We start from the raw sequence: 21767 nt of genomic DNA, 5'->3' as shown, positions 1-21767 counted from the left end.
AAAATGACTGAACTTTTGCTCTATACCAGCATCCGTGACTATATTTATGCTCGAATAGAATTTTTGACCGAGCATATGCTTTCCAAAAACCTTACATTAGCATTGACTATTGTCGTCGCCTTACTTACGCTTTGGATTATGGTTCAAGGTTATCTTATAGCAACTGGTAGAAGCCAGGAAGGTTTAAAAGGATTTGTGTACAGTTTGGGTAAAAATTATATTATTCTACTCATTGCATTGGGTATTGCTTCTAGCAGCACCTTTGCCATCCGCACATTGACAAATGATCTGTCAGACGGCATTTCCCAAATTATGACTGGTGACGGTGATGCAGGTAGTAAATGTTTGACTAAAAGTACTGAAAGCTTTATAGGATGTAAAATTGACTTAAATATCACTGCCACACAAAGTATGATGGGGCTTATCAATAGCGTAGATACCGCTGATGATCCTTCGGTTGAGGCTACTGTCCAACAAATGCGTTGGTTTGCCGGTGTTGGAGGTGCTGGGCCGGGCATTGTAGCCGGTACAATGTTGATTGTTTACCGTATCGCCATGTCTTTGTTTATCGGATTTGCACCATTATTCATACTTAGCCTGATGTTTAAGAAAACTGCCCCACTCTTCCAAAAGTGGTTGTATTATGGTTTGGCAACCATCTTTTCCAGTGTATTGCTGGCAGTAATGGCAGACATTAGTATGGATTTGGTAAGTAATATTTCTGCCGCCCTGCTGACTTCCGATAAAGCAACAGACCTCCTTATGGGAGAAAGGGCTTCCGGCCTAATGTACTCGATAACCCAACAACTGGGCTTAGGCTTAATTTTATCAACTTTATTGATTGTCGTTCCGCCTATGGCCGGTATGTGGTTTAATGGGGTGATGTCAAGCTTTACTCCTTATTCTGCAATTGACCGTTGGAACAATCCCCAAGGGCAAGGTACACCTGCGCATATAGATGGTGGATCGAGTCAGCGGGCTACTTATGACGTTCAGAGTAGAACTCAGCATTCTGATAGTCCACAACCAAATACTCCTCAGCAGGCAATATGGACAACTGGTGGTAGTCAGACAAGAGGCACAAGCACCGATGCAGTTAAACAGACTAATCAGCCTGGTAAAGGAAATACATGATCCTAGTATTTCAATATTGAAGAGCTAAAAATGATTAAGCAAGCATAAAAGATTGGACTCTTAGATGAAAAAATTACTTTTTGTGTTATTGGGACTGGCAAGCCTTAATGTCTGCGTTGCCAACCCTACTTATGACGTAACTAGAGGTGCATTGCAAAACAACTCGGCATTGTGTGGGTATGGCTACAATCCAAATTGTGGTTCGTCTGGTCAAAGTCAACATAGGCGGACTACGGAAATTATCCATATCAAGGTTCCTTCAAAATATTTAGCACTCGCTATTAATCTGAAAACAGGTCTGTCTGGCGGCGCACTTGATATGGATTCTCTTGAGGCAGCCAAAAAACAAGCTATCGAAACCTGCGAACAAGGAGGGAAGAATGCACCATGTAAAATTGCAGTATGGGTTAGAAACGGCTGCCTTGCTGTCGCACAGGGCAGGCTTAAAGGAAAATGGAAAACTTTCTATGGTGTAGATGACCTTGGACAAGCTGAAGCTAATGCATTGAATCAATGTCATGTAGTCTCAGGGATAACACAGTGCAGAATTACTACTAAGGAAGCTTGTTCATTGCCTAGATACTAAATAGGCAAAGGCCGTCTGATATTCAGACGGCCTTTTCTCTTACAAAGAAATTTTGTAAGTTACCTTCAAACCTACCCCCCTTGTTTTGCTAAATTATTTACATTCAAAGCTTACAGGCTTAATCTCACCTTTGCCTATATAGACTACTACTTTTATATAGACATAAAATGCCGTCTGAAATAACTTAGCATCATCCGCAAAGTGAGTCGGACAAATAAAGTATGATTTAATTTGTACTGATTTTTTTCCTTTTTACCCCACCAAAACCGACGTCATACTAAGCGAACCTGCAATTAGCTGATCGTTAAAAAACGTGATGTCGTCTTGCGGTTCGCGTAATGCCATGATATAGAGAAACGGCAAATAATGGTCCGGCGTTGGTACAGAAAGCTTAGCTTTTTCGCCTAGTTGCTCATAATGCACCAAGGTTTCATCATCTCGTGTTGCAATTGCCTGATTGACCGTTTCACGAAAAGCAAATGCCCAGTCATACCCTGCACCGATTTGATCGATATACTCCCAGCTTATCGCCCTCAGATTATGTACAATATTGCCGCTGCCGATAATCAGCACGCCTTGTTCTCGTAAAGCAGCTAACTTTTTCGCTAAATTGAAATGCCTTTCTGCCGATTGCAAACGATTAAGGCTAAGTTGCACCACGGGAATATCAGCACCGGGATAGAGATATTTCAATACCGCCCAAGCACCATGATCAAAACCTCGCGTTGGATTCAGCTCGACACTTTCCGGCAGTAATAACAATCTCACTTGCTCCGCCAGCTCAGGCGAGCCAGGTGCAGGATATTGCACTTGGCTGAGCTCTTCAGGAAAGCCGTAGAAATCGTAAATCATTTCAGGGTGTTTACCAGACGTAACCTGCAAACGGCTACTGTACCAATGCGCTGAAATCATCAAAATGGCTTTGGGTTTGGCAAACTTTTGCGTAATTAGGCTGAAATTCTGATTGAACGGGTTTTCTTTATCCAACACATTCATCGGACTACCATGCCCAACAAACAATACAGGCATTTTTTCATGTTCTGTTCCTCGTTATCTGATCCAGCAGATTGTACGGATAAATTTTTATTCAAAAAATACCGGTTTACGAACAATATCCTTTACTAATAGGAAATAATAGCTGACAAAGTTGGATGTACCATTGATGTATTTAGAAAAATGCATTAAAAGGCCGTCTGAACATTTTTACTTCATACGCTAAAATTTCTTTATTTCTGTATTGACAGAAATAAAAGATAAAAATAGAATACCATTACTATGAAACTGAATCCGACCACTGAAAAATTTATCCTCCATTGGGGCGAAATGGGTACCAAATGGGGGGTCAACCGTACCGTTGCACAAATCCACGCCCTGCTCTACATCTTGGGCAGGCCGATGAATGCCGAGGAAATTACCGAAACGCTCGGCGTGGCGCGCTCCAATGTCAGCAACAGTATTAAAGAGCTGCAAAACCTGAGATTGGTACATACTGTGCATATCTTGGGCGATAGGCGCGATCATTTTGAAACTTCGGATGATGTCTGGACTTTGTTCCGCACCATTGCTGAAGTGCGTATGCAGCGCGAAATAGAACCGACGCGGCAATTTTTGCAAAGCCTGATCGACAGCCCCGAATTTAGTCAGGAAAATGAAACTGCCAAGCAGCGAATCCAACAAACCCATGATTTCATTAGTACGCTGACCGTGTGGGCAAATGAAATGCTGAAGCTTTCTACTTCAACCATGGTAAAAATTTTGAAAATAGGCGCTGGAATACAAAAATTTTTCCGATGATGGCAATGGACTTGTTCTCAATAAACATAGCCAATGCTATTTAGGATACGGAAACATGCTCATGGCAGCCTTGCATGGGCATATTTATCTGAAGCTTGATATTCTTTGGTAGATTTTGAATCACTGGATATGGATTTCCCTCCTAAAGAAACAGTCCCGGAGCCTATTTAAAATTTTTTGCCCCATAATTTCTCTTTTAACAGAAATTATAGAAATTACAGACTAATTATATATTTAAACCAAAACAAAATAGGAAACCAGCATGTCCGACAACACTACGCACACCCTACCCACCTACCTGTCTTACTCGATGGGGCTGCTATGGCTGTGGAGCGGTACCCAACCTCTGTTTTTCATGCCTGAAATGTCATTGGATTTGCTGCATTCGGTCGGTATTCCCAATCCGTTGCAATGGCCTACATTAATCGCCGCTTCTCTGCTGGACATTGGTTTTGCTTTTTTATGCTTCAGCCGCCTTCGTTCCCATTCCTCAGTATGGCTGCTGCAATTGATAACCGTCGCGGCATACAGCCTGATTATCGCCTTTAGGTTACCCGAAATGTGGGCACATCCATTTGCGCCTTTGGTAAAAAACCTGCCGATTATGGCTACTTTATTTTTCCTGTATCAATCCGTAGGAGATAAAAAATGAATACCTATTTAATCGTTAAAACCCTGCACATCATCTCGGCTACTTTAATGGTCGGCACCGGTTTTGGTACAGCGTTTTACCTCTTTTGGGCAAACCGCAGCGGTTCGGTTGCCGCGCAGTCGGTCGTCTCGCATTGGGTCATCAAAGCAGATTGGTGGTTTACCACGCCTGCCGTCATTTTCCAACCCTTATCTGGCTTATGGATGCTGTATGAACGCGGCTACACTGTTACCACCATGCTGGAACAAAATTGGATATGGATGACGCTGGCTTTATATATCTTTTCAGGCATTTGCTGGCTACCTGTTGTCTGGCTGCAAATCCGCATGGCAAAAATTGCCGAAAAAGCGCACAAAGAAAACGCAGACACCATTCCGGAGCCCTACTGGCGTTACGCCAGACGCTGGGAATTGCTCGGCTACCCTGCCTTTTGCGCCACTATCGTGATTTACTTCCTGATGGTGATGAAACCGATTTAAAGGTTTTCAGACGGCCTTATTAACAATATAAAGAAAAGCATATGAACATCATTATTTTCGGAGGCAGCGGCTTTATTGGCAGCCGTACCGTTCAAATCCTCAAAGAACAAGGTCACCAAGTTTGCACGCCCGACCGCCGCGCCTTCGACTTTCTTCATCCCAACGAAACCGCCGCACGCCGTTTATTGGAAGGGCAAGACGTCCTCATCAACTGCATTGGAATTATGAGCAGGCATGCCGAAATACTCGAAACCGTACACCACCACACCCCCAAACAGCTCGCCGTATGGGCAAAAGCAGCAGGCATAAAACGCTGGGTGCAACTATCCGCGCTGGGTGCCGATCCATCTCAATCCATCAACTTTGTCGGCAGCAAAGGACGTGGCGATGATGCCATTGCTCAAAGCGGCATACCGATTGCCATAGCCAGACCATCCGTCGTTTACGGACGTGGAGGAACCAGTTGCGAGCTATTCATCAAGCTAGCCCACCTCCCTTTACTTCCCTTACCGGAAGCCGGTCGCTTTCATTTACAGCCTGTACACCTTGCCGATGTTGCCGAAGGGTTGGCAAAACTTGCCGTCCAAACCAACACCGACCATAGCGTCATCAATATGACCGGCAGCCAAACGCTAACCTTGGCGGAATACCTGACCACCATCCGTCAAACCCTGCACCATAAACCGCCGCAACGTATTCTGCCTATTCCCCTGCAACTGATTGACCCAGCGCTGCCGTTGGCAAACATCCTCAGCAACGGCATTATCAGCCGCGACAGCTTTGCCCTACTCCAGCAAGGCTCATGCACCGACTATTCTGATTTTGCAGCTTTACTAGGCAGGGAACCATTGGCAGCAGAAAACTTTGCTGGTTGCCTATAATTCATTTAACTTTAAAATGACAAAACAAAGGCCGTCTGTTGTTCAGACGGCCTAAAGCTTCTATAAAATACTTTATTGCAAAACAATTCAGTTCATCAGAAGCTTATTGCTTCTACCTACCCAGCTACAAAGGCTGGGCCAAATCGTTTTCCGTGTTGTAGCTGATAAAATCCTGCTCATAAGGGAAATGGACAACCCGCGCGCGTTGCTGCTGCAACCAGCCGCGTATGCTGCGCATTCCTGAATAAAGGTATGGCACGGTGCTTTGCAGGATTTGCGGACGGATAAACATCACGCTGTAATGCGGTCTGGACGGGGTTTCAACGTAAAATGCATTGCACAACGGCGTACGTTTGGCGATAGTCTCAAACTGGGAAACCAAGTTTTCCGGCAAACGCGGCATATCGCAGGATACGATGAGCAGCCAATCGGCAGTGGCAATTTGTAAATCGTTGGCGGCAGTACATAAGGCGGCTAAAGGACCGTAATGCTGCCATTGGCGCGCATCCGAGAAAACGTGCGCGCTGCGTTGGGCGTAAGACTCAAGGTTGCGGTTGGCACTGATGGCGATATGGCTGACTTGCGGGCGGATTTTTTCGATAACGTGGTCTATCAAGGCTTTATTGTGCCATTGCACCAACCCTTTATCGACACCTCCCATCCGGCTTCCCTGCCCGCCGGCCAATATCAGTGCAAAAATTTTCATTTTGGTAGTCCTTTGCAAAGCAGAGTGTGTAAGTGTTATTCGCGATGTTGTATTTATGGAATAAGTTTTTAAGGCTTCAGGCCGTCTGAAATCTGATTTTGTGATTTAATTCACTTAAGATGAATTTTATCATAACATGATTTTACATTAAACCCCTGTTTTTTCTTATCATAACCATACAATTATTTTAGACAGGTTGTTTATAAGCCGAAAGAATGATATTTTTATAAGATTATCGGATTAGTCTTCCTGCGTGCTTTATGCGTTTATTCTCCGGATCTTCAGACGGCCTGAGCCTGTCCTCGCGTTTAAAACTACTGACTGTGTTATGGGTCGGCTCGGCTTTTTTATCGATTGCCTTTACCCTGCTGCTTTCTTGGCGTTTGGAAAGCGCGGCTAAAACGATTGAAGATGCGGGCAGCTTGAAAATGCAGGTGTATCGCTTGGCTTATATGGCAAGCGTCCGTACGCCCAATGCTCAAATTGACAACCAAATCAAAGAATTTGAACGTACGCTGGCCAATGTAACGCAAAGCGATGCCATTCATCCGCTGATTCCGTCACAAATGCCGCTGGCTTACGATTTGATCCAATCGATGCTGTTGATTGATTGGGAATCCAACATCAAGCCTTCTTTGCAACATTACGAGCGACCGACCCAAATCGGCCTATACCGTTTTGCCGGCAATATCGAGCTGTTTTTACAAGCGATGGAAAACGCCAACGAGCAAAATACTTTGTGGCTGCGCCGTTTTCAAATGGCGATGATGTTGATGATTTTAGTGGCTGCCGGCTTGATGATTGTTTGGCATTATTCGTGGATCATCCGGCCGCTGGAAAAATTGCGCGACGGGGTAGAAACCATCAGCGAAGGTCGTTTCGGGGTACAAATCGATACAGACCAAATTCGTGAATTCACCCAAGTCAGCAAGGGCTTCAACCAAATGAGCCGCCGTCTGAAAACGCTTTATACGGATTTAGAAGGACAGGTTGCCCAACAAACCCAAGACTTGGCCCGGCAAAACCGTGACTTGACCCTGCTCTACCAGACTACGCGCAACCTGCACCAAACCTTTACGCCGCAACAGGCCGCAGAAGAATTTTTGGCTCAGATTCTGCCGGCGTTTTCCGCTTTGGGCGGTACGGTATATCTTTCCGATGAAGAACGCAAACGCTCTGACTTGGCGGCAAGTGTCGGTGAAACCGAAGAGGGAAATCGTGTAGAATTCCCAATCGCTTACCAAGACGAACAGCTCGGTGTATTGGCCCTGTATTTTTCAGACGGCCATATGCCTGATGAGCAAGACGAAAAATTGTTGCAGACTTTAAGCGGGCAGCTGGGGATTTCCATCGCCAACAACCGCATGGAACAAGAACGCCGTCTGCTTGCTGTCTTGCAGGAACGCAACTTGATTGCACAAGGTTTGCATGACAGCATTGCACAAGCCCTGACCTTTTTGAATTTGCAGGTGCAAATGTTGGAAAGCGCGTTTGCTTCAAACCAACGCGAGCAGGCTGAAGAAAATATCGGCTTCATTAAAGACGGCGTGCAGGAATGCTATGAAGACGTCCGCGAGCTTCTGATGAATTTCCGCACCAAAATCAGTAATAAAGATTTTCCTGAAGCGGTAGAATCGCTGCTGGCGCGTTTTGAACGACAAACCGGTATCCCGGTTGATTTAAAATGGCAGGACGACGGGCAGGCTTTGAATTATGATGAGCATTTGCAAATCATCTTCATCTTGCAGGAAAGCCTGTCCAATATCCGGAAACACGCGCGTGCGCAGCATGTCAGCGTCGAAATTGCCAACCACGGCGATTTTGTCATGACGATTCGGGACGACGGCGCAGGCTTTAATAAAGAACACCTATCAAACCGGCCTTCAGGCGAACATGTCGGCTTGGGCATTATGCAGGAACGGGCCCAACGGATTAACGCAGAATTGGCCATTACATCGCAGATTGGGCAAGGTACGGCGGTTATGCTGACTTTGCCGCAACAAATGAGAACAGCATCATGACGATTAAAATTACCCTTATTGACGACCACACCCTATTTCGCAGCGGTATCAAGGCCTTGCTTTCGCGCCAACCTGATTTTGAAGTCGTCGGCGAAGCTTCAGACGGCCTGGCCGGAGTAAAAATGGTTGAGCAGCTCAAGCCTGATGTGGTCTTGCTGGACTTGGATATGCCGGTTATGAACGGCCGCGAGGCATTGGCTCAAATTTTAAGTATCAATCCGCACCTGACCGTCATTATGCTGACTGTTTCTGAAGACAGCGATGATTTGACCGAATGTATGCGTATGGGTGCAAAAGGCTTTTTGCTGAAAAACATCAATGCCGACTTCCTGTTGGAAAGCATCCGTAAAGCCGTCGATGGCGACAATGTCTTCTCTCCAGAAATGACCAGCCGCTTGGTGCAATCGCTGATTTCTCCTTCTCCTTCCCGCTTAGACCATCTGCTGGAGCAACTGACCCCGCGCGAGATGGAAATCTTGGGCTATCTTGCCGCCGGACACAGCAACAAAATCATTGCCCGCCATTTGAATCTGGCAGAGTCAACCGTCAAAGTGCATGTGCAGAACCTGTTGCGCAAATTGAACCTAAGCAGCCGCGTTCAAGCTGCGGTTTATGCGGTGCAACACAAAGTACCGCAACCGGAATTGTCTTAAAAAGGCCGTCTGAACCTGAAACCTTGTTGTTGAAAGGTTTCAGGAAAAGCGTTTATTCGCTATAATCACGCCGATTTATATGCAGGGTTGTCTGATTCTTTCAGACGGCCTCTTTATTTGATTTCTCACTGATTTAAAACAACATGTCTGAAAACATTCCAGAAAATACGCCCGAAAATACCGTTCCAGAAGAACACAAACGCAGCATCCGCAGTTTCGTCTTGCGCCAAGGCCATATGACCGCAGCCCAACAGCGCGCCATCGATACAATGTGGCCGCAATTTGGTGTGGACTTCCAAGAAGCTCCTTTGGATTTGAACCATGCTTTTGGATGGGACAATCCTAAAGTTTTGGAAATCGGTTTCGGTATGGGCGTCGCGACAGTGGAAATCGCCAAACGTCTGCCTGATACCGACTTTTTAGCGATTGATGTTCACGGCCCGGGCGTCGGCAATATCTTAAAGCTGATTGAGGAAGAACACATTTCCAATATCCGCGTGATGCGTCATGATGCGGTGGAAGTGTTGGAAAAGATGCTGGAAGACGGTTCTTTAGACGGCATTCATATTTTCTTCCCTGACCCTTGGCACAAAAAACGCCACAACAAACGCCGCTTGGTACAAGTGCCGTTTGTTGAAAAGCTGCTGCCCAAACTCAAAAGCGGCGGCTATGTCCATATGGCGACCGACTGGGAAGAATACGCCGTGCAAATGCTGGAAGTTTTGAGCAGTTTCGATGCTTTGCAAAACACGGCTGCCGATTATGCCCCTACGCCCGATTATCGCCCTGAAACCAAATTTGAAGCCCGAGGCAAACGATTGGGTCATGGCGTTTGGGACTTGGTGTTCCGTAAGAAATAAAGCCAAACATAAAACACAAGGCCGTCTGAAAAGTTTCAGACGGCCTTTTATCTTACTGATTAAGCCAAGAAAAGTTTATAAGCCGGATTATCGGTTTCTTCTTTATAAACATAACCCAAGCTCTCCAAAAAGTCGGTAAAGGCTTCATTGTCACTTTCAGGTACATCGATACCGACCAAAATACGGCCATAGTCTGCACCATGGTTGCGGTAATGGAACAAAGTAATATTCCATTCGGCACGCATATGGTTCAAGAAACGGGACAACGCACCCGGGCGCTCAGGAAATTCAAAGCTGACCAAACGTTCGTTGGCTACTTTTTCCGTACGGCCGCCGACCATGTAACGGATATGGATTTTGGCGATTTCATCATTGGTCAAATCGACATTGGGCAGGCCTGCTTCAGTCAGTTGTTCACTGATGACTGCCAAATCTTGCGCACCGGCGGTTTGCAAACCGACAAAAATATGCGCATTTTTATCGCTGCCGTAGCGATAATTGAACTCAGTAATGTTCCGGCTTCCCAACAAATTGATAAACTTCAGGAAGCTGCCCTTTTCTTCGGGAATAGTAACGGCGAAAATGCCTTCGTTGCCCTCGCCCAGCTCACTGCGCTCTGAAACGTGGCGTAAGCGGTGGAAGTTCATATTGGCGCCACTGGTGACGGCAACCAAGTTTTGACCTTGGATATTGTTTTTCGCAACGTAAGCCTTCAAGCCGGCAAGCGCCAATGCGCCTGCAGGTTCGGTAATGCTGCGCGTATCGTCAAAAATATCTTTAATCGCGCCGCACAACATATCCGTATTGACCGTAATAATTTCGTCCAACAGCTCTTTACACAGGCGGAAGGTTTCCTCACCCACCACTTTAACCGCTGTGCCGTCTGAAAACAGGCCGACATCTTTCAAATGTACGATTTTCCCTGCTTCTACCGATTGCTTCATACAGCAAGAGTCATCGGTTTGCACGCCAATCACTTTAATCTCAGGGCAAACCTGTTTGATAAATGCCGCTACGCCTGCTGCCAAACCGCCGCCGCCAATCGGAACAAAAATCGCATTGATATTGCGGTGTTGACGGAGAATTTCCATGCCGATGGTTCCCTGACCGGCAATTACGTCAGGATCATCAAATGGCGCGATATAGGTCAGTTTTTCCTTTTCTGCCAACTCCATCGCATAATCATAGGCATCGTTGTAAGACACGCCTTTCAATACCACTTCGCCGCCTCGGCTCTTTACCGCGTCAATTTTGATTTTAGGCGTTGTTTCCGGCATCACGATGACGGCGCGGCAACCCAAATACTGCGCCGATAAAGCCACACCCTGCGCATGGTTGCCCGCGCTGGCAGCAATCACGCCACAATCCAAGGCTTCTTTAGGCAGCTTCGCCATTTTGTTGTACGCACCGCGGATTTTGAACGAAAACACAGGCTGCAAATCTTCGCGTTTGAGCAAAACCTGATTGTTCAGACGGCCTGACAGACTGCGCGCCAAATCTAAAGGCGTTTCTACGGCTACATCATAAACGGAAGCGGTCAAAATACGGGTTAGATAATCAGAAAGAGGAAGGGAATGGTTCATGGTATTTTTAGTGTTCGGAAATAAATTGCAATTCGGTCAAATCGACCGGAGGAAAAAGTTAAAACCATACCCCTGAGGCCGTCTGAAGGCAAGAAAAATCTTAGCAAAGCCTAAATGAGACGGTATAATGTCCGCTTAATATCTATTTAATATGCCAAACTGTTTGCTTCATAACAGTATCCACTCATATTCAAATCCATACATAATGATGAAAAAAACGCTACTTAGCTTAATTTTTGCTGCCCTCCTGAATACCCCTGCCCTTGCTGCCGACCCGGTTGCATCCGCACCTGCCGTACAAGGCGAGACTCAAACGCAGCCGCTGCTGCACAGCATCAACAGCCCGACAACGCCGCCGGAAATCGCGGCAACCGCCTACATCGTTACCGACCTGCACAGCAAGCAAACCTTGGCATCCAACAATGCCGACACGCCTATCGAGCCTGCCGCGTTGACGCAAATGATGACCGCCTACCTTGCCTTTAAAGCATTAGAAAACGGTACACTTGAAGCAAGCCAAATGCTGACCGTTTCCAATACCGCATGGAAAGTCGAAGGTTCGCGCATGTTCCTTGATCCGAAAGTTCCTGTCAGCGTCAGCTCCTTGATTAAGGGTACAACCATCCAATCGGCCAACGATGCCGCCATTACCCTTGCCGAAGCCATTGGCAACGGCTCTATCGACGAATTCGTCAAACAAATGAATGAAGAAGCCAAACGCTTGGGCATGAAGCACACCCACTTCAACAACCCGACCGGCATTTCTTCTAACGGCCATGTTTCAACCGTTGGCGACCTTGCCATCTTGGCCGCCGCGCTCATTAATGACTATCCTAAATACTATCCTTTGTTTGCAAACAAATCTTTCAAATACAATAATATCGAGCAGCCCAATCGCAACCTTCTGCTCTATCGCGACAGCAGTATCGATGGTCTGAAAACCGGCTATAGCGAAGGTGCAGGCTACCATCTCGCCGCTTCCAGCAAACGCAACAACCGCCGTATTGTTTCCATCCTTGCCGGTGCCGAATCTACCGAAGCGCGCGCCAGCGAAAGCAGCAAACTGCTCAACTGGTCATTGCAGGCATTTGATACGCCTAAACTTTACAACGGCGGAGAAGTGATTTCCCAAGTCAAAGTTTACAAAGGCAGCACCAAAGCCGTAGATATCGGTTTCTTGGACGATGTTTACATTACCATTCCCCACGATACCGGCAAAAACGTCAAACCAATCTTAGAAACGCTTCAGCCCGTCCTCGCCCCAATTGAAAAAGGCCAAGTATTGGGTAAACTGAAAGTCATGAAAGACGGCAAAATTATTGCCGAAAAAGACGTCGTTGCCCTGACCGGCGTGGAAGAAGGCAGCTGGTTGCGCCGTATGTGGGACGCGATTGTGTTGTGGTTTAAAGGATTATTCAGTTAATCCTCTTTCTATCAAAACATAAATAAAGGCCGTCTGAAATCTATTTTCCAGATTTCAGACGGCCTTTATTCAGCCTAAAAGACAGCTAATTAGATAATTCCAGCGTTGGCGGTAGATGCTGTGTCATCGTGAACATCAGCCGTATCGACAGACGAGTAGCTCATGCGCTCAGTATGCGTATTGACGGCTGACAAATTATTGATATTGCCGTTGCCTGACAACCTGCCCATCAACTCTTGCAAGCTCAATGTACCTTCATCGAAACGGAAAGTATCAATCACGGCATCGTTAGTGTTACCGGAAACGAATTGGTCATTGATGGTTATGCTGTCCCCTTCTGATCCCTTGATGGTAATTTTCCAATCGATATTGCCTCGAACATCAGTAATGGCATCAATATGCAGGTTACTAACAGAGATATTTTGGCCAAATTGCAGTGCATTATGTTCGCCCACATTATCGGTAATCGTATCCTTACCTTCTCCAAGGCTGAAAACATAAGTATCGGCACCCTTGCCGCCTACCAAGTAATCGGTTCCTTGTCCGCCGAACAAAACGTCGTTACCATCGCCGCCATTCAAACGGTCATTGCCACTTTCGCCCCATAAGGTATCGTTGCCATTGCCTCCATGTACAGAGTCATTACCAAGACCGCCATTTAGACGGTCATCTCCATCATAGCCAAAAATAATGTCATTACCTGAATCACCGTTAATCGTATCATTGCCCAAACCGCCTCTGATACGGTCATTGCCATCGCCGCCGCTGACAAGAGCATGGCTGCTGTCTGTAATTGTGATGACATTATCAGCACCTAAATGATTCGCAGCTTGAGTAAGACTCTGATCATCTACTTCCACTATATTTTTTGCAGAAGTATTTTCTGCTACCGAAAGGCTATGATTATTTTCGATGGTTAATGTAGTCTCGTTTGCAGGCTCCGGAATATTGCCTTCTTTAGGATTACGGGTTTTAGTAATCTCTTGGTCGGAAAGATTATTCACAATAGTGTTATTTTCAATTTTGATATTGTTAAGTTCTCCCAAAATATCTTTTTTGGGAGTAGCATAATCCCTGCCTTCTTCCAAATCGATAGAACCTTTAACACGTCCATATGTGTCCGCATTAGTCCCGTTGTTTACCAGTAAGTTATCGTGAACGGAAATACCCGTATCATTGAAATCAAAATTATGGCTGTTTTTGAAGACTGTGTTTAAGCGTACGCCACCCCAATTGGCATTATCTTTGATAAGGTTATTGGCTACTTCATGACCTTTGCCGCCAAAGATACCAATACCTGCCGCACGCCAGCCTAATTCAACGGTATTGTTTAAAAAGTGGTTATTTTCAGCAACATGGGCATTGGTATTCTCATGATGACTTGACCATGTTGCTAAGCCATCATCACCATTGCCGCGGATATTGGAATTGATAACGGTAGAATTGCTGGTACCTTGTGCAAAGTTAACGCCGTCTGCAAAGTTATTACGAATAGTGGCATTGGAGATAGTCAAACCATCAGTGTAATTTAAAGGTTTGTTTTTAGAATAATCTCCAATCCATACGCCAGCTTCAAAATGTTCGATTTTGATATCGTGAATAGAAGAGCCAGTACCTAAAGTGCCGGATATCCCTTTATAATTGGCTTTCTCATCATGTCTTGAATTTAGATTTGAATCCATAGAGAGATTGCCCAAATCTATATCTTTACTACCGGGTTCAAAAGTAATACCACCGCCACCGCTCGCATAACCCTTATCATCGTATTTAGCAGCTTCTGTATTCAAAAAATGTAACTTAGTGTACCATTGCCCTGCACCGGTAATCTTAATGCCATCAGGAACATAAAGAGAAATCGGTCGTGAAAAATCAAATTGACCTTCAGGAATGTAAACAGATTTTTTAGACGCTTTTGCAGATTCAATCGCAGCCATAAATGCTTGGTAATCATCCGAGCCGTCATTGGCGACTGCGCCGAAATCAGTAATGCTGACACTGTTTTCAGGCTGTCTAATGGCATCCGGTGCCTTTTCCAAATCAATCAAGTCAATGCCTACGGGCGTGCTGTCGAGATTAGTGATGGTAACTGTATCTCCTTTATTGATATGGGCATCTTTAAATAATTGGCTGACTTCGTCAAATTGGAAGCGGGCAAGCCTATCTGCCGCAGGCGTATCATGAACTTTAATATCGTCATTCGGATGATATGTATAGTTATCCAAATATTGCCAGTTAGATTTGGAAGACAAATCCAAAGTACCGATCACTGTATTATTGACTTTGACTTCTACTTTACCGCTTTCACCGTCAGGAACGGTATAACGGATGGTTGCGGCATTGGCTTCTGCTTGTGCAACAAATGAAACTGAAGCATTGGTCGGCAAATCGACATATGCCTGACCGCTTGCTTCACGGGCAGTTGCGCGATCTGCTTCTTTAGAAGAAGACTGGTTCTCAACGATACCGTTCTTCAACTTGCCTTGTTCTGCCTCGTAAGTCGTGTAGGCAAGTTTTGCACCATATTGAGAGGCATCAGGCACTGCTGTTTTAATGTTTATCATTTAATATATTCCTTCAAAAATGTCGTAATATTGAATTATTTTTTTGTAAAAGTCTTTTATTAGTCATAACTTTGGCATAAAAGTTCAATATACTATTGTTTAATTTTGAAAAGAAAATGCCGTCTGAAAACATAGAATTTTTCAGACGGCATCTCAATGCCTTATTAGATTGTTGGTAAAGATTTAAGCCAAACCTTTTTTCTCCAGATAGCTTTCGTAATCGCCCAAGTAGTGTTCATATCCGCCTTTGCCATCCAATTCGATGATTTGGGTAGCCAATGAAGATACAAACTGACGGTCGTGTGAGACGAAAATCAGCGTTCCGTTGTATTTTTCCAGCGCCATGTTCAAGGATTCGATGCTTTCCATGTCCATGTGGTTGGTCGGTTCGTCCATGACCAAGACATTGGGTTTCAACAGCAACAGTTTGCCGTAAAGCATACGGCCTTTCTCACCACCGGAGAGAACCTTAACTTTTTTCACAACATCGTTGCTGCCGAAGAGCAAGCGGCCCAAAGTGCCGCGGATGACTTGCTCGTCATCGCCTTCCTGACCCCATTGGCGCATCCATTCGCTCAGGTCCATATCGACGTCGAAGTCGTTTTCATGGTCTTGCGGATAGTAGCCGACACTGGCTTTTTCCGCCCATTTGATGGTGCCTTCGTCCGGCAACAGGCCGTCTGAATATTCGGGGTTGTATGCGCCGGCCAAGAGTTTCAGCAAGGTAGATTTACCTGCGCCGTTCGGGCCGATGATGGCAAGGCGTTGGCCTGCTTCAAGGATGAAGTTCAGGTTTTTAAACAACTGGGTTTCAAAACGTTTGGCCAGTTTTTCAACTTCCACTGCCTGACGGTGCAACTTGGCTTTTTCGTCGGCTTCAAAACGGATATATGGGTTTTGACGGGTAGAAGGTTTGACTTCGACCATCTCCGATTTGATTTTGTCTGCCTGTTTCAGACGGCTGGTTGCCTGACGGGCTTTGGATTTGTTGGCGGAGAAGCGGGCAACGAACTCTTGCAGCTCTTGCAGTTTCTCTTTTGCCTTGGCATTGTCTTTCAGAGCGCGCTCACGCGATTGGGCAGAAGCGAGCATATAGTCGTCGTAGTTGCCCGGATAGATGGTGATGGTGTTGTAGTCCAAATCCGCCATGTGTGTGCAGACTTCGTTTAAGAAGTGACGGTCGTGCGAGATGATGATCATGGTGGAGTCGTACTGGTTCAACACGCCTTCCAACCAGCGGATGGTATTAATGTCCAAGTTATTGGTCGGTTCGTCCAAAAGCAATACATCTGGTTTGGAGAACAGGGCTTGCGCCAGCAATACGCGCAGTTTGAAGCCCGGTGCAACTTCTGCCATAGTCGCATTGTGCAAATCTTCGGAAATGCCCACGCCGCCCAACAATTCGGCAGCGCGTGCTTCGGCGGTGTAGCCGTCGTATTCGGCGAACTTGGCTTCCAGTTCGGCGGCTTTCATGTAGTCGTCTTCGGTGGCTTCGAGGTTGGCATAAATCGCATCACGCTCGGTCATCGCCGCCCACATTTCGGTGTGTCCCATCATCACCACATCCAGCACGCGCATGTCTTCGTAGGCAAACTGGTCTTGGCGTAATTTACCCAAACGCACGCCGTTTTCAATCGCTACTTCGCCGGCAGTCTGTTCCAAATCGCCGCCGAGGATTTTCATGAAGGTGGATTTGCCTGAGCCGTTGGCGCCGATCAAGCCGTAACGGTTGCCTTCGCCGAATTTGACGGATACGTTTTCAAACAGCGGCTTTGCGCCGAACTGCATGGTGATGCCGTTGGTAGAAATCATTATTCGTAAAACCTTTATAAATAGAATGTTATAATCGGACGCGATTGTAGCATATTTTTGCAAAGACCTCAGGATTGAGGCCATGGCAAATGCGCCCAATTTCGATGCAAGATGAAAACAGGCAACGCTTCACGCAAAAATGCGTTGTAGACAGCATTTCAGGCCGTCTGAAACGGAGAAACGATATGGAAACGCACAAAATCTATTACGCTATGATTATTTTGGTATGTGCCGCCTCCATGCTGCTCAGCCCGTTTTTCTATATCCGCCGCACGCGCTCGGGCGCCGAATTGCGGCGCGCACCCAGACAGTGGAAACCCATCCTATTCGCCAACATCATCATGATTGCGGCTTTGTTTGTTTGGTGGAAATGGTTTTAAGGAAAAATAAAAATGAACAAACTTTGGATCAGCACATTACTGCTCGCTTTGACAACTGCGGTTCCCGCCGCGCCTATTTTTGAATGTACCGATTCTGCCGGCCGCAAAGTCTATACCCAAGCCGGCGGTAAAAACTGCAAAGCCAGCAATATCGACAAACCGTCCGTATATACTTCTGCGCCTGTTTCAACACCGGCAACACCGATTTCCCCAAGCAAAGCCGAGCAAGCAGAAGAAGCTGTTGCCCCGGTCAATCCAGCTGATGTCGGCGCGGCTAAGCGTGCTTTAGATACCGCCAAGAAAAATTTGGAAGAAGGCAAAAAAGTGCGTTATGGCAATGAGCGTAACTACGCCCGTTATCTCGAACGGATAAACAGTTTGGAAAAAGCCGTCCGCTCGGCTCAGGAAAACTATGACGCGGCGCAACGCCAGCCTGCATATCAAGATCCTGTTGCCTATTGATATTTACCACACCAGCAAGGCCGTCTGAAATTTGGTTTTCAGACGGCCTTTTCATCTTTTCAATATAACAAAATCGTCTTTATACCTAACAAAGCATTCTTTCCAGTTTTCAGACGGCCTTGTTAAAGTAAGCGTGTATTAAATTCTGACGATTGCCATTATGTTGTTACTCAAAACGCCTTCTGTATTGCCAGGTTTCAAGCTCAGCCTGGGTTTGACGGTTTTGTGCCTGTCGCTTTTGGTGGTTTTGCCGTTTGCGATGATGGCGGCCAAAGCGGCGGAAATCGGCTGGAGCGGATTTTGGAACACGATTACCGAACCCAATGTCTTGGCGGCCGTCTGGCTGAGTTTGCGAATGTCGTTTTATGCGATGTTGACCAATATCGTGTTCGGCACGTTGGTCGCCTGGGTATTGGTGCGCTATGAATTTCCGGGCAAAGGGTTGGTAAACGCATTGGTCGATTTGCCGTTTGCGCTGCCGACGGCGGTAACAGGCATTGCGTTGGCAACCCTGTATGCGCCCAATGGTTGGATAGGCCGTTTTTTCGAGCCTTTGGGTATCAAAATCGCCTTTACGCCCATCGGTATTTGGATTGCGCTGATTGTTGTCAGCCTACCCTTTATCGTCCGCGCCGTGCAGCCGGTATTGGAAGAATTGTCGGGAGAGTATGAAGAAGCGGCGGCGACTTTGGGCGCAAGCCGTTGGACTACGTTCCGCCGCGTCCTCTTGCCAGAAATTACACCAGCCCTGTTGACCGGTGCAGGCATGATGTTTGCCCGCTCTACCGGCGAATACGGCTCAGTTATTTTTATCGCAGGCAATATTCCGATGGTGTCTGAAATCCTGCCCTTGATTATTACCGGAAAACTGGAGCAATACGATGCTCAGGGTGCGTCAGCCGTTGCTCTGTTTATGCTGATGATTTCGTTTGTCATCCTGCTGATTTTAAACATCATGCAATGGACTTTGAGCCGCCGCGCCGGAGCGAGGGTTTAACAAACAACAGGCCGTCTGAAACGTCAAGCAAACATTTTTCAGGCGGCCTAAACGGATACAAGAATAAATAGAGACTTCACTAACATGAAAACCCATTCCACTAATCCAAACTTGAGCGAACCGCGTTGGCTGCGCGTGTTGCTGACTGCTACCGCCTTGGGCTTTCTGCTGCTGATGCTGGTCGTGCCTTTGGTTGCCGTATTCTACGAGGCCTTAAAAGGCGGTTGGGATTTATACCTGCAATCCTTGACCGATCCCGAAGCTTGGTCTGCCATCAAATTAACGCTGATTACCGCGCTGATTGTCGTTCCCGTCAATGCCGTCTTGGGCGTGGCGATGGCGTGGCTGCTGACCCGTTTTGACTTCCGCGGCAAGCAGTTGCTGACTACCCTGCTCGATTTGCCGTTTTCCGTATCGCCCGTGGTTGCCGGTTTGATGTTCGTCTTATTGTTCGGCGCGCACACGGCATTGGGCGGCTGGCTTGAAGCGCAAGGCATACAGATTATCTTCGCCATCCCCGGCATTATTTTGGCGACGCTGTTTGTTACCTTTCCCTTTGTTGCGCGCGAAATCATTCCTTTGATGCAGGCGCAGGGCGACAGCGAAGAACAGGCCGCGCTGATTCTCGGTGCAAGCGGCTGGCAGATGTTTTGGCGCGTTACTCTGCCCAACATCAAATGGGCGCTGCTCTACGGCATCATCCTCACCAACGCCCGCGCGATGGGCGAGTTCGGCGCAGTCAGCGTGGTATCGGGACACATTCGCGGCGAAACCAACACCATCCCGCTTTTGGTCGAAATCTTCTACAACGAATACAACTTCACCGGCGCATTCGCCCTCTCCGGCGTATTGGCACTTTTAGCCTTGGCCACCTTGCTGGTGCAAAATATCATCACAAAATTACAAGACAAAAAACTCGCCGCCGCCGAAAGGAACGCAGCATGAGCATTACTATTCAAAATCTAAACAAACACTTCGGAGCGTTCCACGCGCTGAAAAACATCAACCTCAACGTCCCCACCGGCAAACTCGTTTCCCTGCTCGGCCCTTCCGGCTGCGGCAAAACCACGCTCTTGCGCATCATCGCCGGGCTGGAAAACGCCGACGGTGGCCAAATTCTCTTTGACGGGCAAGACGTCACCGCCAAGCATGTGCGCGAGCGCAAAGTCGGTTTCGTGTTCCAACACTACGCCCTTTTCCGCCATATGAACGTGTTTGACAACGTTGCTTTCGGTTTGACCGTATTGCCCAAATCCGAACGCCCGTCCAAAGAACAAATCCGCGCCAAAGTCGAAGAATTGCTCAAACTCGTGCAGCTCTCCCACCTCGCCAAATCCTATCCACACCAACTCTCCGGCGGCCAACGCCAACGCATCGCCCTCGCCCGCGCCCTTGCGGTCGAACCCAAACTCCTGCTTCTGGACGAACCCTTCGGCGCGCTGGATGCCAAAGTGCGCAAAGAATTACGCACCTGGTTGCGCGACATCCATCACAACTTGGGCGTAACCAGCATTTTGGTCACACACGACCAAGAAGAAGCCCTTGAAGTTTCCGACGAAATCGTCGTCATGAACCACGGCAAAATCGAACAAACCGGCAGCGCCGAAACCATTTACCGCAAACCCGAAAATGCCTTCGTTACCGAATTCCTCGGTGAAACTGACGCATTTGAAGGTCGCATCGAAAAAGGCATCTGGCACTACAACGGCTTCGCGTGGAAATTAGACACACACTACAAATGGCAGGAACAAACCGCTATCGGCTATATCCGCCCACACGAATGGAAGCTTGCAGCCGAAAACGAAACACCGATGATTCGTGCCAAAATCGAAAAAATCCACGCCGTCGGCGCATTGACGCATATTCTGGTGAAACACGACAAACAAGACGTGCATATCACACTGGCAGGCAGCGATGCTGCGCGTTACCAAATCGCCGAAGGCAAAGAATTAAATCTGATTCCAAAACAGGTTTATGTCTTTTCTCAAAACGAGCTGATTGAATATTCGATTTAAGACTAAATAATAAGGCCGTCTGAAAATCTACTTTCAGACGGCCTTTCATCTTATTTAAACCTGCCAATCAATCGGCTCTAAACCATGTGCTTGCAAATAAGCGTTTGCCTGCGAAAAATGTTTGCAGCCGAAAAAGCCGCGATATGCCGATAAAGGGGAAGGATGCGGCGCGGTCAGCACCAAATGGCGGTTGCGGTCGATAAACGCGCCTTTTTTCTGCGCATGGCTGCCCCACAGCATAAAGACTAAATGCTCACGTTCCTTATCCAATTGTCGGATGACTTCATCGGTAAACGCCTCCCAGCCAAAAGTCGCATGAGAATGCGCTGCACCGGCGCGGACAGTCAACACCGTGTTCAACAGCAACACGCCCTGTTCCGCCCAATGCTGCAAATAGCCGTGTTGCGGAATCTGAAAGCCTTCAATATCCGTAGACAGCTCTTTATAAATATTGACCAACGATGGCGGCACCGCAATTTCAGGCTGGACGGAAAATGCCAAACCATGAGCCTGCCCTGCGCCGTGATACGGGTCTTGCCCCAAAATCACTACTTTTACATTTCCAAATTCAGTCGTCCGAAAGGCATTGAATACGTCGCGTTCAGGCGGATAAACGGTTATCCCCGCCTGCCTGTCATGGCGTACCTTCTCCAAAATCGTTTGAAAATACGCCTTTTCTTTTTCCGCACCAATTGCCTCATGCCAAGTCTGCATTGTTTGCCGCTCCGTATTTGAATGGACTTATTATAACTGAAATAATTTTCAACC

21 protein-coding genes are annotated in these 21767 nt (G+C 47.0%); 15 read left to right on the top strand and 6 right to left on the bottom strand.

Features of this window, described 5'->3' with window-relative positions; genetic code table 11:
- The first annotated feature begins 3 nt into the window (after positions 1–3).
- Complete coding sequence (locus ACTHTS_RS05360) at positions 4–1134, top strand: type IV secretion system protein (protein WP_440369430.1); 1131 nt, start codon at positions 4–6, stop codon at positions 1132–1134.
- Between the two features lie 64 nt (positions 1135–1198).
- Positions 1199–1720 carry a DUF4189 domain-containing protein gene (locus tag ACTHTS_RS05355; protein ID WP_440369429.1) on the top strand — a complete coding sequence of 174 codons (522 nt, stop codon included), beginning with the start codon at positions 1199–1201 and terminating at the stop codon, positions 1718–1720.
- Between the two features lie 252 nt (positions 1721–1972).
- Here ACTHTS_RS05355 and ygiD read toward each other — a convergent pair whose 3' ends face one another.
- Complete coding sequence (gene ygiD / locus ACTHTS_RS05350) at positions 1973–2749, bottom strand: 4,5-DOPA dioxygenase extradiol (RefSeq protein WP_440369428.1); 777 nt, start codon at positions 2747–2749, stop codon at positions 1973–1975.
- 246 nt (positions 2750–2995) lie between these two features.
- Here ygiD and ACTHTS_RS05345 point away from each other — a divergent pair, with 246 nt between their 5' ends.
- The 4 genes from ACTHTS_RS05345 (at position 2996) to ACTHTS_RS05330 (ending at position 5526) form a co-directional block, all read left to right on the top strand.
- On the top strand, positions 2996–3514 hold the full coding sequence (locus ACTHTS_RS05345) for a GbsR/MarR family transcriptional regulator (RefSeq protein WP_063068990.1): 519 nt from the start codon (positions 2996–2998) through the stop codon (positions 3512–3514).
- Positions 3515–3776: 262 nt separating this feature from the next.
- Positions 3777–4166: a DoxX-like family protein gene (locus tag ACTHTS_RS05340; protein WP_440369427.1), complete on the top strand. Its 390-nt coding sequence runs from the start codon at positions 3777–3779 to the stop codon at positions 4164–4166.
- Positions 4163–4645, top strand: a complete 483-nt coding sequence (locus tag ACTHTS_RS05335) for a DUF2269 family protein (protein WP_440369426.1) — start codon at positions 4163–4165, stop codon at positions 4643–4645. Before ACTHTS_RS05340 ends, ACTHTS_RS05335 begins: the two co-directional genes overlap by 4 nt.
- Before the next feature lie 41 nt (positions 4646–4686).
- Complete coding sequence (locus tag ACTHTS_RS05330; protein WP_440369425.1) at positions 4687–5526, top strand: NAD-dependent epimerase/dehydratase family protein; 840 nt, start codon at positions 4687–4689, stop codon at positions 5524–5526.
- A gap of 124 nt (positions 5527–5650) precedes the next feature.
- Here the strand turns inward: ACTHTS_RS05330 and mobA are convergent, their stop codons facing one another.
- Positions 5651–6232: a molybdenum cofactor guanylyltransferase MobA gene (gene mobA / locus ACTHTS_RS05325; RefSeq protein ID WP_063075735.1), complete on the bottom strand. Its 582-nt coding sequence runs from the start codon at positions 6230–6232 to the stop codon at positions 5651–5653.
- 260 nt (positions 6233–6492) lie between these two features.
- Here mobA and ACTHTS_RS05320 point away from each other — a divergent pair, with 260 nt between their 5' ends.
- The 3 genes from ACTHTS_RS05320 to trmB all read left to right on the top strand — a co-directional run bounded on the left by ACTHTS_RS05320 (position 6493) and on the right by trmB (position 9766).
- Positions 6493–8253, top strand: coding sequence for a histidine kinase (locus ACTHTS_RS05320; RefSeq protein ID WP_440369424.1), 1761 nt, complete (start codon positions 6493–6495; stop codon positions 8251–8253).
- Positions 8250–8906 (top strand): response regulator, encoded by a 657-nt coding sequence (locus ACTHTS_RS05315; RefSeq protein ID WP_440369423.1) that lies wholly within the window; start codon positions 8250–8252, stop codon positions 8904–8906. Before ACTHTS_RS05320 ends, ACTHTS_RS05315 begins: the two co-directional genes overlap by 4 nt.
- A gap of 143 nt (positions 8907–9049) precedes the next feature.
- Positions 9050–9766 (top strand): tRNA (guanosine(46)-N7)-methyltransferase TrmB, encoded by a 717-nt coding sequence (gene trmB / locus ACTHTS_RS05310; RefSeq protein ID WP_440369422.1) that lies wholly within the window; start codon positions 9050–9052, stop codon positions 9764–9766.
- Between the two features lie 59 nt (positions 9767–9825).
- Here trmB and ilvA read toward each other — a convergent pair whose 3' ends face one another.
- Positions 9826–11349: a threonine ammonia-lyase, biosynthetic gene (gene ilvA / locus ACTHTS_RS05305; protein WP_107737433.1), complete on the bottom strand. Its 1524-nt coding sequence runs from the start codon at positions 11347–11349 to the stop codon at positions 9826–9828.
- Positions 11350–11554: 205 nt separating this feature from the next.
- Between ilvA and ACTHTS_RS05300 the strand changes: the two genes are divergently transcribed.
- Positions 11555–12772, top strand: a complete 1218-nt coding sequence (locus tag ACTHTS_RS05300) for a D-alanyl-D-alanine carboxypeptidase family protein (RefSeq protein ID WP_440369421.1) — start codon at positions 11555–11557, stop codon at positions 12770–12772.
- An 89-nt stretch (positions 12773–12861) separates the two neighbouring features.
- Here the strand turns inward: ACTHTS_RS05300 and ACTHTS_RS05295 are convergent, their stop codons facing one another.
- Entirely contained in the window at positions 12862–15333 is a 2472-nt protein-coding gene (locus ACTHTS_RS05295) for a calcium-binding protein (RefSeq protein WP_440369420.1), read from the bottom strand.
- 183 nt (positions 15334–15516) lie between these two features.
- Complete coding sequence (locus tag ACTHTS_RS05290) at positions 15517–17145, bottom strand: ABC-F family ATPase (protein ID WP_440369419.1); 1629 nt, start codon at positions 17143–17145, stop codon at positions 15517–15519.
- An 89-nt stretch (positions 17146–17234) separates the two neighbouring features.
- On the opposite strand from ACTHTS_RS05290, the gene ACTHTS_RS05285 reads away from it, so the two are divergent.
- The 5 genes from ACTHTS_RS05285 to ACTHTS_RS05265 all read left to right on the top strand — a co-directional run bounded on the left by ACTHTS_RS05285 (position 17235) and on the right by ACTHTS_RS05265 (position 20999).
- A complete protein-coding gene (locus tag ACTHTS_RS05285) occupies positions 17235–17525 on the top strand; it encodes a hypothetical protein (RefSeq protein WP_440369418.1) in 291 nt (96 codons plus the stop codon).
- A 12-nt stretch (positions 17526–17537) separates the two neighbouring features.
- The gene (locus ACTHTS_RS05280) at positions 17538–17987 is read left to right on the top strand and encodes a DUF4124 domain-containing protein (RefSeq protein ID WP_440369417.1); all 450 of its coding nucleotides are present in this window, start codon (positions 17538–17540) and stop codon (positions 17985–17987) included.
- 160 nt (positions 17988–18147) lie between these two features.
- The gene (gene cysT, locus ACTHTS_RS05275) at positions 18148–18984 is read left to right on the top strand and encodes a sulfate ABC transporter permease subunit CysT (protein WP_063069002.1); all 837 of its coding nucleotides are present in this window, start codon (positions 18148–18150) and stop codon (positions 18982–18984) included.
- Positions 18985–19068: 84 nt separating this feature from the next.
- Entirely contained in the window at positions 19069–19929 is an 861-nt protein-coding gene (cysW, locus tag ACTHTS_RS05270) for a sulfate ABC transporter permease subunit CysW (protein WP_049328527.1), read from the top strand.
- The gene (locus ACTHTS_RS05265) at positions 19926–20999 is read left to right on the top strand and encodes a sulfate/molybdate ABC transporter ATP-binding protein (RefSeq protein ID WP_440369416.1); all 1074 of its coding nucleotides are present in this window, start codon (positions 19926–19928) and stop codon (positions 20997–20999) included. Before cysW ends, ACTHTS_RS05265 begins: the two co-directional genes overlap by 4 nt.
- Positions 21000–21053: 54 nt before the next feature.
- Here the strand turns inward: ACTHTS_RS05265 and ung are convergent, their stop codons facing one another.
- A complete protein-coding gene (gene ung, locus ACTHTS_RS05260) occupies positions 21054–21713 on the bottom strand; it encodes a uracil-DNA glycosylase (protein WP_440369415.1) in 660 nt (219 codons plus the stop codon).
- Positions 21714–21767: the final 54 nt, after the last annotated feature.

Source organism: Neisseria sp. P0019.S003, from assembly GCF_051957115.1.
GTDB classification, from domain to species: Bacteria; Pseudomonadota; Gammaproteobacteria; order Burkholderiales; family Neisseriaceae; genus Neisseria; species Neisseria flavescens_D.
Note: the sequence above shows the minus strand (reverse complement) of the source record. Positions and strands in the feature narration are given on the sequence as shown.